This is a genomic window from Methyloceanibacter caenitepidi, assembly GCF_000828475.1.
GTDB classification, from domain to species: Bacteria; Pseudomonadota; Alphaproteobacteria; order Rhizobiales; family Methyloligellaceae; genus Methyloceanibacter; species Methyloceanibacter caenitepidi.
In genome coordinates this window covers 2,623,211-2,634,904 of sequence record NZ_AP014648.1, presented here as the reverse complement: position 1 = coordinate 2,634,904, position 11,694 = coordinate 2,623,211, and the positions used below count along the sequence as shown (strand labels likewise).

The window sequence follows — 11,694 nt, the reverse complement described above, 5'->3', positions numbered from 1 at the left end:
GAGCGCGAATTCTTTGGCTCTTCTGCGACTCGTAAAAGGTGATTCATGACAACGGGTTTACGGACTCAGTTGAGGCGATTGCTCGGCCTCGAAGCCAAGGCGAGCCAGACGGCGAAGCTGATCGCTTGGGCCACGGGCGGGCATCCCGTTTGGACCCCGCGCGACTACGCCAGCCTGGCGCGCGAAGGTTTCACCAAGAACCCGATCGTCTATCGCTCTGTGCGCATGATCGCCGAAGCCGCGGCCTCCGTGCCGCTCTACCTGTTCGACGGCGCCAAGGAGATCGACGAGCATCCGCTGCTCGCACTTCTCAAGCGGCCGAATCCGATGGAGTGCGGGCCGGACCTGCTGGAGTCCTTCTTCGGCCATCTGATTGTGGCGGGGAATGCCTACCTGGAGGCCGTGGCGGTGGACGGTACGGTGCGCGAGCTCCACGCGCTGCGTCCCGACCGCATGAAAGTGGTGCCGGGACCGGACGGCTGGCCGGAGGCGTATGAATATGCCGTCTCGGGGCAGACCATGCGGTTCGATCAAGAGGGCCCCCGCGTGCGGCCCATCCTGCACATGGCGCTGTTCCATCCGCTCAACGACCATTACGGCCTGAGCCCGCTGGAGCCCGCCGCCGTGGGGCTGGATCTGCACAATGCGGCCGGCATCTGGAACAAGGCGCTGCTCGACAACTCCGCCTGTCCTTCCGGCGCGCTGGTCTACACCGCGAAGGACGGGCAGCTCTCGGCCGAACAATACGAGCGCTTGAAGACCGAACTCGAGGACGGCTTCGCCGGCGCGGCGAATGCGGGGCGCCCGCTGCTGCTGGAAGGCGGACTCGACTGGAAGGCCATGGGGCTCAGCCCCCGCGATATGGATTTCATCTCGGCGAAGCACGTGGCAGCAAGAGAAGTGGCCCTGGCGCTGGGCGTCCCGCCCATGCTGCTCGGCATTCCCGGCGACAATACCTATGCGAACTACGCGGAGGCGAACCGCTCCTTCTGGCGGCAGACCGTGTTGCCGCTCGTGGCCCGCACCGCCAAGGCGCTGTCCGCCTGGCTTGCGCCGGGCTTCGACCTCGGGAACGGACCGGACACGCCGGCGCTGGAGCTGAAGCCCGACCTCGACGCGGTGGAAGCGCTCTCCACCGAGCGCGAGGCCCTGTGGGCGCGTGTGCAAGCCTCTGACTTTTTGACCGTCAACGAGAAGCGGGCGGCCGTCGGCTACGGCGCCATCGACGGTGGCGATACGTTGTCCGGCGCGCCGCCGCCCTAAGCTGGGCGGACGCCAGGGCGCATGCTAGCCTTTCGCCGGGACTCACATGAAGAGAATCGGCAAGGAGAGGGGCTATGGCAATCCGTCTGACACCACCGACCAAGAACGTCTTCTATCTATCCATCGTCTGCATCGTCGTCGCGGTCGTGCTCTATCTGCTCGGCGTGCTCGGTGTGATCGACGGCGGCTTCGCGTCCGTTTCGCATTTCGCCTTCTGGGCTGCGGTGCTCGGTTGGGGCCTGCTGACCGCGGGCGTCGCGATGAAGGGCGTTTGACGCTTCACATAGCGTGACCCCATTGGAGTGACTTCCTTGGGCGGGCGCGCCCAACGGGAAAGACCATCACGATGCTGCAACGCTTTGGCGAGCTCGCGCCGGAGCGCGAGGTCAAGTTCGCGCCCGTCAATCTGCAGACCGTCGAAGCGGACGGCACGTTCTCCGGCTACGCGAGCGTCTTCGGCCAGGTGGACCTCGGCCAGGACCTCGTCATGCCCGGGGCTTTTCGGGAGAGCCTCGCCGCGCGCGGGGCCCGCGGCGTGAAGCTGCTGTTTCAGCATGATCCCAACGAGCCCATCGGCGTGTGGCTGGAGCTGGCCGAGGACGCGCGCGGGCTCTTCGCAAAAGGGCGCTTGATGCCCGAGGTGACCCGCGCCCGCGAGGTGCTGTCGTTGATGCGTGCCGGCGCGCTCGACGGGCTTTCCATCGGCTTCCGCACCGTACAAGGGCGCACGGACCCGGCGAGCGGTGTGCGCCGTCTCGACAAAATCGACCTTTGGGAAATCTCCGTGGTGACATTTCCCATGCTGCCCGACGCGCGGGTGAGCGCGGTGAAGCGGCAAGCGCCGCCGCCGCGTGATGCGCGTCCGCGTTTGCGGGCGCCCGACAATCTGCCCGGCTTCGCCCGGGCCTTGCGGCGCGGCGCGCAGATCATGCGCGGCGCTTAGTCCGGACACAGACGACTAGCACGACAATCGAACAGTTTTCTTGAGGGCGTGGCATGACTGCATCTGTCGCGGGCCGCGAGGCCTTGCACGCGCTTCGCCGCGCCTATTGGTTCTATTGCGCGTATCGCGTGGAGAAGGCGCTTCTGGACCTGCGCGACTCGGTCGAACGGAAGTATGGCTACGACCCCAACCAGCCGCGCGTCCCGGCCGGCAACCCGCACGGCGGGCAGTGGACGGACGGCGGCGGCAGTGCCAGCGGCCGGTCAAGCGATGAGCGCCTCGTTCGCGTCGCGCAGAACGACGACCCGAATACGCTTACGGATGTCTCGCCACGGCCGTACTATCTGCCAAAGCGGGTTCAGGAGCTGTCGGATGTTCCAGCTGAGAAGCCAACCCGCTCGAGAACGAAGAATGCTCTCATAAAGTTCGTGACTTACCGTATGATTGAGATTGCCGCAGTGCGTGCCGCTCTCCGAGGCGCTGCTCGCCGCGCGCACCGCGAACTAGTCGTCCGCAATGTCCGTCGCGCGCTCCTCGTAAGCAATATAGCTCGCTGGATTTCCGAAGAGCATCTGCCGTCAATGGTAAGCTATCATGATCCGCCAAAGTCATTGGAAGAGCTTCAGGACGCCGCACAAGAGGGCAGATCCCCAGGCTACGAAATCCATCATATTGTTGAGCAAAACTCGGCGACGGAAGAGGAGAAGGCTCGGATCAACTCTCCTGAGAATCTTGTGCGAATTCCCAAGTTCAAGCATCAGCGAATCTCGGACTACTTCAAAAACGAACAGCTTGAATTTGGGAACCAGAAGCCGAGGGACGTGCTTCGAAGCGAGGATTGGGAAACCCGCTACCGAGTTGGGATTAAGGTGCTGATTCAATTTGGGGTTCTCAAGCCATGACACGTATCGATCTAAAGAAGCTAACGCTGGAAGAGCTTGTTGAGCGATTCGTGGCACTTAGTTTGGCTGAAGAGGATGCGGTGCTCTATGGCGACTCGTCGGACTACTACAACCAACTGTTCCGGAAGGAGCAGGCCGTTGTGGGGGAACTCCGGAGTCGGCCTCAAGACGCACGACGAGTACTTACGACGCTCTATAACCACGATAGCCAGTGGGTTCGAATGAATGCTGCCAAGAACACGCTAGCTCTTGCTCCCGACCAAGCACTCCGGGTGCTTCAGGCCATTGAGGCTTCTAAGTTACAGCCGTATGCCGGTCACGCCGGAATGACGCTTTGGACCTTGGAAGAAGGCATCTTCAAGCCGACCTGAGGAGGGCGGGCACGGAATGTCCGATTTCAAAGACAGGCGTGGCGGTCGCGCTTCGGAACGCCATTCCTAAAGGACCGGCACGCCCGCGCCCATCTTGGCCTTGTCTTCGGGCTCGACGTGGATCGTGATGACTGCGTGGCTCATCTCTTCTTTAAGCGCGGCCTCGATGCGGTCGCAGATGTCGTGAGCCTCCTCCACGCTCATCGCGCCGGGGACGACAAGGTGGAAGTCGATGAACACCGTGGGGCCCGCGGTTCGCGTGCGGAGGTCGTGGGCTTCAATCGCGCCTTCGGCTTCGCGCGAGATCACGAGGCGAATGTCGGACAGGATCTCGTTCGACACGGCTTCGTCCATCAAGCCGCCGACGGACTCGCGCATGAGCGACCAGCCCCACCATAGGATGTTGAGGGCGACGAGGGCCGCGACGATGGAATCGAGCGGGGTCCAGCCGGTCAGGACGACGAGAACGACGCCGGCGACGACGCCGACCGAGGTGATCACGTCGGAGAGCAGGTGCTTGGCGTCGGCCACGAGCGCGGGCGAGCGATGCCGGCGGCCATAGCGCAGGAGCACGAAGCACCAGGCGGCGTTGATCAGGCTCGCGACGATGTTCAGCGCAAGGCCCGGCACCGGCGCGGTGAACGGATGCGGGTCCATCAGGCCGAAATAGGCCTTCCGCAGGATGGCCAGCGCCGCGACGACGATCAGGACGCCCTCGACGACGGCGGACAGGTACTCGACCTTTTGGTGGCCGTAAGGATGGTTGGCATCCGGCGGCACGGCGCTGAGGCGGACGGCCAGGAACGCCGCGATCGCCGTGGCGACATTGATCACGCTTTCCAGCGCGTCGGAATAAAGCGCGACGCTGCCGGTCACAAGGTAGGCGGCCCATTTCAGCCCGAGGACGAGGAGCCCAACGGCGATGCTCGCGAGCGCGAGCTTGGCTACGAACTTCATCTTGGGCATGTCGGCTGAACGGGTTGGGGGCGGCGCTGCCGCCTTCGCTAACGCAACGGGCCAATCGGGTCAAACACGGACCCGCACAAGACGCCAATGGTTTGCAACTCGGGGAGGTCTACGCGTGGCATGCCATGCCCAACCGCCGGGGCAATCCCCGTTTCGAGACCTGCCCGCTCGCGATGTTCGTGGCTCGGTTGTGACTTTGGATGGCGGTTCGCCAGGTCTTGGGGGACATGGGCCTGAAGATATGAGTCAGACACAATGGAATTGTTGGGCCACTCGGAGGGTTCACTTAGACGAAGTCCTGATAGCGAGACATGCGTCTGAAGCCCTGACCAATGTCGTACGCACTAAATCCCAGTACTTTGAGAATATGATAACGAGCCAGAGCGCACAGGAACGGCATGAACACTATGATCTCACCTACAACATCAGGCGATAAGCGATGGCCTCTGCCATGAGGTTTGAGATTTCGGATGTCCACAATCCTCCCGAGATCGGGGTCTCCTTTGAAGCCATCAGCCTTCCACATGTCATAGAGACGCTTTAGTCGCTTTCGCAGTGAGTACTCGTTACGAAATGAATCTCCAATTTGAACGCAGACTGCCTTCTGCTCTTCAGTTCCGTGCTTCTCGACCAGCTCCTTTAACTGCTTGCGAATGTGATTGATGTTTGGATCGGCGCCGCTTCCGAACTGCTTTTTGTCAAAGGCTTCTAGTGCTCCTAGCAGTTCCCCGAAGCTGTCATCAATCCGACCATCATTCGATTCTACGCAGAGCACTACGTTCATTATTGAAATCAGCTCGACCGGATTGGATAGACATCGATCTAAGAGAGCTTGTGTATCCACGGGAGAGACGCCTTCTGTGAAGAGGCGATGTTGCGGATGAGGCGCGGCAGCGGCGCGTTTCCATGCCGGAACAATCCAACATTCCGCTGTGATCTTGTAAGCGTCCTCGTTGTAGCGCGTAGTGGGGAGATTGAGGACCGACGTCTCTAGGCGTGCACCAATCAAAAAGCTGAACATGATTTCGATTGCCGACACCAATCGCATCACTGCTTCGTAGTCGGCGGGTTCGCTCAGAACCAGCGAAAGCACTGTGTGCTGCCTAATTGGAGCGTCTTCGCCTGCAGATGTGTATTTGACCACCTCGGCTGTAGCTGAAGAGAGCGAAAGTTCAATCTTCGAAGGTTCCCCAATCACGATGTTGGGCAACGGTAGGCTTCCAACGGCAGAATAGCTGCTTTGTACCAGCTGCGGAGCGATCCAGGCATGAAAAGAGGGCAGCTCGCAATTGAAGCCCTCAAAACATCGATCGCCTAGAGTCTCTAGGTGCAGTTTCTTCAGGATGCCGTTGGCAACGACTCGGTACCGTGCACGAGTGAGCGCGAAATCTCTTCCTATGCTGCCTGGATTGAAGTTCTGTATGAACGGTCGGACGAGTGTCGTCGGAGTTTGGTAGTCGAGATAACCAGTAATGGTCTCTCCCTCAAAATAGGGATTGCCCTCTCCTCCAAGTTCCCACTCCGCGAAGTTGATTGCATTGAGATAGATTCCATCATTCGGATCATACGAGAGTCGGCCGGGCCAGGTTTCATCGTCGCTGTGGTTCATCCTGACGGCAAACCATTCCTTGAAGACTTCCATCCGGACCATGTCACACCTTTCATGCAGGACCGATTCTGATTAGATGACATCCTGGCGGTGAAAGGTGCCGTGCGCAACTTTGGCGTGCAGTCATCCTGCAAGCTGGCACTACGCCAGCGGGCAGCACTTTCGGCAGGATTGATCGCCCTAAGAGCCTGCCTAGCGTTGGGGGCCGACAAGAGTTCAACCTAGTTGTGCCCGGCTCTTGAGCCGGGCTTTTTTCTGGCGCCTTCGCGCTTCGCGCCACTTAAGCGCGATTGAATTTTTCCACCAGCCCCTGACGGTTTTGCCCGTGGTGCGCATCGCGCGCCGCGGCGTTGCCGCATGGGGCGCATTCCCGCCCCTAAAACAGAGGACTGACGATGGACGAACAGCACGATACGACTGCTCTCGACGACCTCGAGACAAAGGCCCGCTACGGCAAAATGGATGTGATGGACCCCGGCGTGCCGGCCACCACCGTGGTGACCACGACGCCCGGCGGGACCGGCGACGACGTGGCGCTCGCCTTCGAGCAATTCCTGCAGAACTTCGAGCTCTTCAAGCAGGAGAACGACGACAAGATCCGGGCGCTCCAGCGGGGCATGCCCGCCGACGTGGTGACCACGGACAAGATCGACCGCATCAACCAGGCGCTGGACGAGCAGAAGGCGTATCTGGACCGCCTGACCCTCAAGGGCGCGCGGCCGCGCCTGTCTTCTTCGGCGCGCTTTGCCTCCGGCGCGCACCTGCAGCACAAAGCCGCGTTCGACGGCTATATACGCCGGGGCGAGACGTCCGGGCTTTTGTCGCTGGAGCAGAAGGCGCTGGCGATCAGCACCAATGACGGCGCGGACGGCGGCTATCTGGTGCCGCCGGAGGTCGAGGCGGCAGTGCTGCGCGGCGTGAAGGAGATCTCGCCCATCCGCGCCATCGCCGGCAACCGCACGGTGAGCGCGTCCGTCTACAAGAAGCCTTTCTCCGTCACGGGCCCCGCGACCGGTTGGGTCGCCGAGACCACGACGCGGGACGAGACCAACTCGCCGACGCTGGCCGAGCTGACCTTCCCGACCATGGAGATCTACGCCATGCCGTCGGCCACGCAGAGCCTGCTGGACGACTCCGCCGTCAATATCGACGAGTGGCTGGCGGAGGAAATCCAGGTCGCTTTCGCGCAACAGGAAGGCGCGGCCTTCATTTCCGGCGACGGCAACAACAAGCCGCGCGGCTTTCTCGACTATACCAAGGTCGAGAACGGCTCCTGGGCCTGGGACAAGATCGGCTATGTGGCGACCGGCAATGACGGTGCGTTCGATTCATCGCACCCGAGCGACGATCTCATCGACTTCATCTACACGCTGAAGTCCGACTATCGCGCCAACGCGCACTGGGTCATGAACCGGGCGACGCAGGCAACGATCCGCAAGTTCAAGGATGCGGACGGCAACTACCTCTGGCAGCCGCCGGAGCGCGCGGACCTGTCGCCTACGCTGATGACCTATCCGATCGTCGAGAGCGAGGACATGCCGGACATCGACACCGACACGTTCGCGATCGCCTTTGGCGACTTCGGCCGGGGCTATCTCGTGGTCGACCGGGCGGGCATCCGCGTGCTGCGCGATCCGTTCTCGGCCAAGCCCTACGTGCTGTTCTACACGACCAAGCGCGTGGGCGGCGGCGTGCAGGACTTCGATGCCATCAAGCTTCTGAAGTTCGGAACGTCCTAGGCACCGCCAGCGATTGGCGCGGCCTCCCACATCTTGTGTTGGAGGCCGCGCCTTAGGCGCTTCGCGCAAGCCCACACCGTGAACAGAGCGGCGACGAATCAGGGGTTCGTAAATCTTCGCGCGCTGTTCCCTACGACATGTTGTGGTTTTGAAGGCCCGCGTTAACGAACGCCGTGCGGCGTGCCTGCCGTCGTCGTTGATCCCAGTTGTGCCTGGCCAGGCCGGCGGCCGCTTCGCGCGCCCACCCCCTCCCTCGCGTGAGCGGCCGCCACTAATTTTACGAGGGAGATTTTGGCCGTATCGAAACTTCGAATCCCTTCGCAGCAATCGCTCGGATGAGATCTTCGAGAGACAGCTCTTCAGTCGAAGCGCTTGTCGCCGGATCCTGAACGCCCGATTGTCCCGTCAGGAGATATTCTTTAGTCACACCAAGCCGTTGGGCAACAACCAGAAGCGTTTCAGCTCTGGGCACGACACCGTTTGTCTCCCAATTCCACACGGCCGTAGGAGTAACGTTGGCCATTTTCGCCAGGTCAGACTGGCTAAAAGCGCGTGCCTCCCTGATCCTACGAATGCGATCCCCTAAACCATTACTTTTCTTAGCCATCTTCCATGTACCTTCTATAGATAATTAAATTTCATAAAATATATAAAACTATAAATCTTCCTGTCAACAAAATTTAGAGAGGTGTGTCATGGTGCATGTGTTGACGGCGGCGCCCGCCGCCGAGCCCATCAGCTTGGCCGAGGCCAAGGCGCATTTGCGCGTCGATACGGACGACGAGGACACGCTGATCTCATCGCTCATCGTGGCCGCGCGGATGCTTATCGAGCGCTCGCGGGGGCTCGCGCTGATCACGCAGAGCTGGTCGCACTTTCTCGATGCGGTGCCGCAGCGAGGGTGCGTGGCCCTGCCGCTCGGCCCCGTGCAGTCGGTGAGCGCGGTGAGGCTGCATGACGGCGACGGGGGTACGTCCGCCGTCGATGCGGGCGGGTACGACATCGACGTGTTGTCAGATCCGGCCCGCCTGGTGCTGACCGCACTGGTCCCGTCCGTGGGCCTGCGGCCGTTCAACGGTTTCGAAGTGGCGTTCGTCGCCGGTTTCGGCGATGCGCCTACGGATGTGCCGCAGCCGATCCGCCAGGCGCTTCTCTTGCTCGTTGCCCATTGGTTCGAGCGGCGCGAGCCGGTGGAGCTGGGTCCGGGTCCCCAAGGCGTGCCGGCCATCGCGGCGGGGCTGCTGCAGCCTTTTCGCCGGGTGCGCCTGTGACGCGCCTAAGCGAACTTCGCCATCGGCTGACGTTGCAGGAAGTGCAGCGCGTCAGCGACGGGGCAGGCGGGGCGACCACGAGCTGGACCGATGTGGCCGAGGTGTGGGCGCAGCTGACGCCGGCTGGTGGGTCCGAAGGGGTCGAGGCCGGACGGCTCGCGGGCAAGCTTGCCTATGAGGTCGTGCTTCGCTACCGCGACGGCGTGCGTCCGGCCATGCGCTTTGTGTTCGGGACCCGCGTCTTCGAAATCCTGACCGCCGCGGATGTGGGCGAGCGCCGCCGCTGGCTGCGCTGTCTGTGCGAGGAGCGGGACCTGTGATCACCGCTAGCGTCAAAGGCCTCGAAGCGCTGCAGCGGCGCCTGGCGGCGCGGGGCCTCGAGCGCGACGTTCGCGAGACCCTGGCCGGTCAGGCGGAGGCGATCAGGGCCGAGGCGGCGCTGGGCGCGCCTGGGCAAGTTGGCGAAACGATTGAAACAATTGACGTAAGCGTGCGCGACAGGCCGGTCTTCGCCGTCGGGACGCGGCACAGGGCTGCGCGGTTCCTCGAGTTCGGGACACGGAAAATGCGCGCAAGGCCTTTTCTTTGGCCGGTTTTCCGCGCGCGTTTACCTCGCGTTAAGCAAGAACTCACAAATACTTTACGGGCGCGTTGGGCCAAGCACTGAGGCATTCCATTGCATTCGGCGCCGGCGTTCCTAAATGCCTGGTAACGACATTGGTGGAGGACAGCATGGCCGCCGCGAGTTGGGATCTCCAACGCAGCATTTATCAGACCCTTTCCAGCGCGCCTGCACTGACGGACCGGCTCGGCGGAGACCGGATCTACAGCAAGGCCCCGCAAGGTCAACCGCTGCCCTACATCACGCTCGGTCAGACCGTAACGCTCGACTGGAGCACCGGCACCGAGCTCGGCACCGAGCACGATTTGACGCTCCATGTGTGGACGCGTGCGGACAGCGCCGAAGAAGTTCACGAGATCATGGAGGCGGTGAAGACGCTGCTCCACGACCAGCCGCTCACCCTCGACGATCATTATCTGGTCAATCTGCGCCACGAATTCGCCGAGGCGCGGATCGATCCGGACGGCGAGACCATGCACGGCATCGTGCGCTATCGCGCGGTGACGGAGCCGCAGCAGCAGGCCGCCGCGTAAGCCAGTCAAATACATGAATTCCGAGATCGCCGGGCTTGTCCCGGCTTTCGTTGTTTTATAGGGGTGTGCCCGACTGAATTGCGCCCCGACGGGGGCCGGATGACAACTGGCCGGAAGGGATCTGTATGTCGCTTTGGACCAAGCTGGTGAATTTCGTCGAGGGCGTCGACGAGGAGACGCAACTCAAGGACCTCCACGAGGAGGAACTGCGCATCGCCTCGGCCGCGCTGCTGATCAACGCCGGCAGCATCGACGGCAATTTCGACCCAAACGAAAAGCATAAGGTGAAGGCGCTGCTGCAGCGCCGGTTCGACCTTTCATCCGATGAGCTGAAGCGCCTGTTTCAGGATGCGAGCGCCGAGGAGCGCGACGCGGTCGATCTCTACCGGTTCACCAAAGTGCTGTGCCGCGAGCTCGATCAGGACGGGCGCAAGCGCATTGTCGAAATGCTGTGGGAAGTGGTCATGGCCGACGGCGTCGTGGACGAGTTCGAATCCAACCTCGTCTGGCGCGTGGCCGAACTCATCGGCGTCTCCACCCGCGACCGGGTGATCCTACGCAAGATGGTCGAGGCGCGTTTGGCGAACTAGCGCAGATCGCTAGCACCGGCACGAAGATTTTCGAGAGCGGTCCTTCGGGGCCGCTCTTTTTGTTTGTCTCAACGCGAGGAAGAAGCATGACGGCGCAAAAGGGCAAGGACCTCCTCTTGAAAGTGGACTCGGACGGCGGCGGCACATTCGTGACCGTGGGCGGCTTGCGGGCGCGATCGCTCGCCTTCAATGCCGCCACGGTGGACGCGACCGATCAGGAGAGCGCCGGGCGCTGGCGCGAGCTTCTGGCCGGCGCCGGCCTCAAGACCGCGCGGCTTTCCGGCAGCGGCATCTTCAAGGACGCCACCTCGGACGAGACGCTGCGGCAATATTTCTTCGACGGCACCGTGCGCGACTGGCAGGTGATCGTGCCCGATTTCGGCACGGTCGAGGGGCCGTTCCAGATCGTGACGCTGGAATACGGCGGACGCCACGACGGCGAGCTGAGCTTCGAACTCGGCCTCGAATCCGCCGGCGCTCTCGCCTTCACCGCCGCGTAGGGGGCAGGCATGGTCAACACGCATCGCGGCGAGATCGAAGCGGTTCTGGACGGCAAGACCTACCGGCTGTGTCTGACGCTGGGCGCGTTGGCGGAGCTTGAGCACGCCTTCGGCGAGGACGACATGCTGGCCGTCGCCGAGCGCTTCGAGGCCGGGCGTATCGCGGCGGGCGACGCCATCAAGATGATTGGCGCCGGTTTGCGCGGCGCGGGCTACGAGATTGCTGACGATGCCGTCGGCGCCATGCGTGCGCCCGGCGGCGCGGCGGGCTTTGTCGATATCGTCGCGCGGCTGCTGGCGGCGACGTTCACCGCCGCGCGGGACGGCAGCCTGCCCGAGCACAGCGAGGCGAACGTCCCTTTGGACATAGACGCGGCGTAACAAG

General features: G+C 62.5%; 16 protein-coding genes. 13 read left to right on the top strand and 3 right to left on the bottom strand.

The annotated features are described in order from the left end of the window. Positions 1-45 precede the first annotated feature (45 nt). The 5 genes from GL4_RS12490 to GL4_RS12470 all read left to right on the top strand — a co-directional run bounded on the left by GL4_RS12490 (position 46) and on the right by GL4_RS12470 (position 3,479). A complete protein-coding gene (locus GL4_RS12490; protein WP_045368037.1) occupies positions 46-1,263 on the top strand; it encodes a phage portal protein in 1,218 nt (405 codons plus the stop codon). Positions 1,264-1,337: 74 nt separating this feature from the next. Next, positions 1,338-1,538, top strand: coding sequence for a hypothetical protein (locus tag GL4_RS12485; protein ID WP_045368035.1), 201 nt, complete (start codon positions 1,338-1,340; stop codon positions 1,536-1,538). A gap of 71 nt (positions 1,539-1,609) precedes the next feature. Beyond that, entirely contained in the window at positions 1,610-2,206 is a 597-nt protein-coding gene (locus GL4_RS12480; RefSeq protein WP_045368033.1) for an HK97 family phage prohead protease, read from the top strand. Between the two features lie 53 nt (positions 2,207-2,259). Continuing rightward, positions 2,260-3,108, top strand: a complete 849-nt coding sequence (locus GL4_RS12475; RefSeq protein WP_045368032.1) for a hypothetical protein — start codon at positions 2,260-2,262, stop codon at positions 3,106-3,108. Then, positions 3,105-3,479 carry a DUF2019 domain-containing protein gene (locus tag GL4_RS12470; RefSeq protein ID WP_045368030.1) on the top strand — a complete coding sequence of 125 codons (375 nt, stop codon included), beginning with the start codon at positions 3,105-3,107 and terminating at the stop codon, positions 3,477-3,479. The genes GL4_RS12475 and GL4_RS12470 overlap by 4 nt, the downstream gene beginning before the upstream one ends. A 66-nt stretch (positions 3,480-3,545) precedes the next feature. On the opposite strand, the gene GL4_RS12465 is transcribed toward GL4_RS12470, so the two are convergent. Further along, positions 3,546-4,436 (bottom strand): cation diffusion facilitator family transporter, encoded by an 891-nt coding sequence (locus GL4_RS12465; protein WP_045370080.1) that lies wholly within the window; start codon positions 4,434-4,436, stop codon positions 3,546-3,548. A 295-nt stretch (positions 4,437-4,731) separates the two neighbouring features. Further along, positions 4,732-6,087, bottom strand: coding sequence for an ApeA N-terminal domain 1-containing protein (locus GL4_RS12460; RefSeq protein WP_172653353.1), 1,356 nt, complete (start codon positions 6,085-6,087; stop codon positions 4,732-4,734). A gap of 434 nt (positions 6,088-6,521) precedes the next feature. On the opposite strand from GL4_RS12460, the gene GL4_RS12455 reads away from it, so the two are divergent. Continuing rightward, positions 6,522-7,793 carry a phage major capsid protein gene (locus GL4_RS12455; protein WP_052464819.1) on the top strand — a complete coding sequence of 424 codons (1,272 nt, stop codon included), beginning with the start codon at positions 6,522-6,524 and terminating at the stop codon, positions 7,791-7,793. A 277-nt stretch (positions 7,794-8,070) separates the two neighbouring features. Here the strand turns inward: GL4_RS12455 and GL4_RS18250 are convergent, their stop codons facing one another. Further along, a complete protein-coding gene (locus tag GL4_RS18250; protein ID WP_082025648.1) occupies positions 8,071-8,400 on the bottom strand; it encodes a helix-turn-helix domain-containing protein in 330 nt (109 codons plus the stop codon). A gap of 88 nt (positions 8,401-8,488) precedes the next feature. On the opposite strand from GL4_RS18250, the gene GL4_RS12450 reads away from it, so the two are divergent. The 7 genes from GL4_RS12450 (at position 8,489) to GL4_RS12420 (ending at position 11,690) form a co-directional block, all read left to right on the top strand. Beyond that, positions 8,489-9,064 (top strand): head-tail connector protein, encoded by a 576-nt coding sequence (locus tag GL4_RS12450; RefSeq protein WP_045368025.1) that lies wholly within the window; start codon positions 8,489-8,491, stop codon positions 9,062-9,064. After that, a complete protein-coding gene (locus tag GL4_RS12445; RefSeq protein ID WP_045368024.1) occupies positions 9,061-9,384 on the top strand; it encodes a phage head closure protein in 324 nt (107 codons plus the stop codon). The genes GL4_RS12450 and GL4_RS12445 overlap by 4 nt, the downstream gene beginning before the upstream one ends. After that, on the top strand, positions 9,363-9,731 hold the full coding sequence (locus GL4_RS18245) for an HK97-gp10 family putative phage morphogenesis protein (protein WP_425283174.1): 369 nt from the start codon (positions 9,363-9,365) through the stop codon (positions 9,729-9,731). Before GL4_RS12445 ends, GL4_RS18245 begins: the two co-directional genes overlap by 22 nt. Before the next feature lie 65 nt (positions 9,732-9,796). Then, on the top strand, positions 9,797-10,219 hold the full coding sequence (locus tag GL4_RS12435) for a DUF3168 domain-containing protein (protein ID WP_045370077.1): 423 nt from the start codon (positions 9,797-9,799) through the stop codon (positions 10,217-10,219). Between the two features lie 125 nt (positions 10,220-10,344). Continuing rightward, a complete protein-coding gene (locus tag GL4_RS12430) occupies positions 10,345-10,809 on the top strand; it encodes a tellurite resistance TerB family protein (RefSeq protein ID WP_052464468.1) in 465 nt (154 codons plus the stop codon). 86 nt (positions 10,810-10,895) lie between these two features. Further along, positions 10,896-11,309: a phage major tail protein, TP901-1 family gene (locus GL4_RS12425; protein ID WP_045368022.1), complete on the top strand. Its 414-nt coding sequence runs from the start codon at positions 10,896-10,898 to the stop codon at positions 11,307-11,309. A 9-nt stretch (positions 11,310-11,318) separates the two neighbouring features. Next, positions 11,319-11,690, top strand: a complete 372-nt coding sequence (locus GL4_RS12420; protein ID WP_045368021.1) for a gene transfer agent family protein — start codon at positions 11,319-11,321, stop codon at positions 11,688-11,690. Positions 11,691-11,694: the final 4 nt, after the last annotated feature.

What these genes read in the sequence shown, in the direction of transcription:
- GL4_RS12490 (WP_045368037.1), top strand. Translation starts at nt 46, where the DNA reads ATGACAACGGGTTTACGGACTCAGTTGAGGCGATTGCTCGGCCTCGAA.
- GL4_RS12475 (WP_045368032.1), top strand. Translation starts at nt 2,260, where the DNA reads ATGACTGCATCTGTCGCGGGCCGCGAGGCCTTGCACGCGCTTCGCCGC.
- GL4_RS12450 (WP_045368025.1), top strand. Translation starts at nt 8,489, where the DNA reads ATGGTGCATGTGTTGACGGCGGCGCCCGCCGCCGAGCCCATCAGCTTG.
- GL4_RS18250 (WP_082025648.1), bottom strand. Translation starts at nt 8,400, where the DNA reads ATGGCTAAGAAAAGTAATGGTTTAGGGGATCGCATTCGTAGGATCAGG.
- GL4_RS12455 (WP_052464819.1), top strand. Translation starts at nt 6,522, where the DNA reads ATGGACCCCGGCGTGCCGGCCACCACCGTGGTGACCACGACGCCCGGC.
- GL4_RS12470 (WP_045368030.1), top strand. Translation starts at nt 3,105, where the DNA reads ATGACACGTATCGATCTAAAGAAGCTAACGCTGGAAGAGCTTGTTGAG.
- GL4_RS12480 (WP_045368033.1), top strand. Translation starts at nt 1,610, where the DNA reads ATGCTGCAACGCTTTGGCGAGCTCGCGCCGGAGCGCGAGGTCAAGTTC.
- GL4_RS12460 (WP_172653353.1), bottom strand. Translation starts at nt 6,087, where the DNA reads ATGGAAGTCTTCAAGGAATGGTTTGCCGTCAGGATGAACCACAGCGAC.
- GL4_RS12435 (WP_045370077.1), top strand. Translation starts at nt 9,797, where the DNA reads ATGGCCGCCGCGAGTTGGGATCTCCAACGCAGCATTTATCAGACCCTT.
- GL4_RS12465 (WP_045370080.1), bottom strand. Translation starts at nt 4,436, where the DNA reads ATGAAGTTCGTAGCCAAGCTCGCGCTCGCGAGCATCGCCGTTGGGCTC.
- GL4_RS12485 (WP_045368035.1), top strand. Translation starts at nt 1,338, where the DNA reads ATGGCAATCCGTCTGACACCACCGACCAAGAACGTCTTCTATCTATCC.
- GL4_RS12430 (WP_052464468.1), top strand. Translation starts at nt 10,345, where the DNA reads ATGTCGCTTTGGACCAAGCTGGTGAATTTCGTCGAGGGCGTCGACGAG.
- GL4_RS12420 (WP_045368021.1), top strand. Translation starts at nt 11,319, where the DNA reads ATGGTCAACACGCATCGCGGCGAGATCGAAGCGGTTCTGGACGGCAAG.
- GL4_RS12425 (WP_045368022.1), top strand. Translation starts at nt 10,896, where the DNA reads ATGACGGCGCAAAAGGGCAAGGACCTCCTCTTGAAAGTGGACTCGGAC.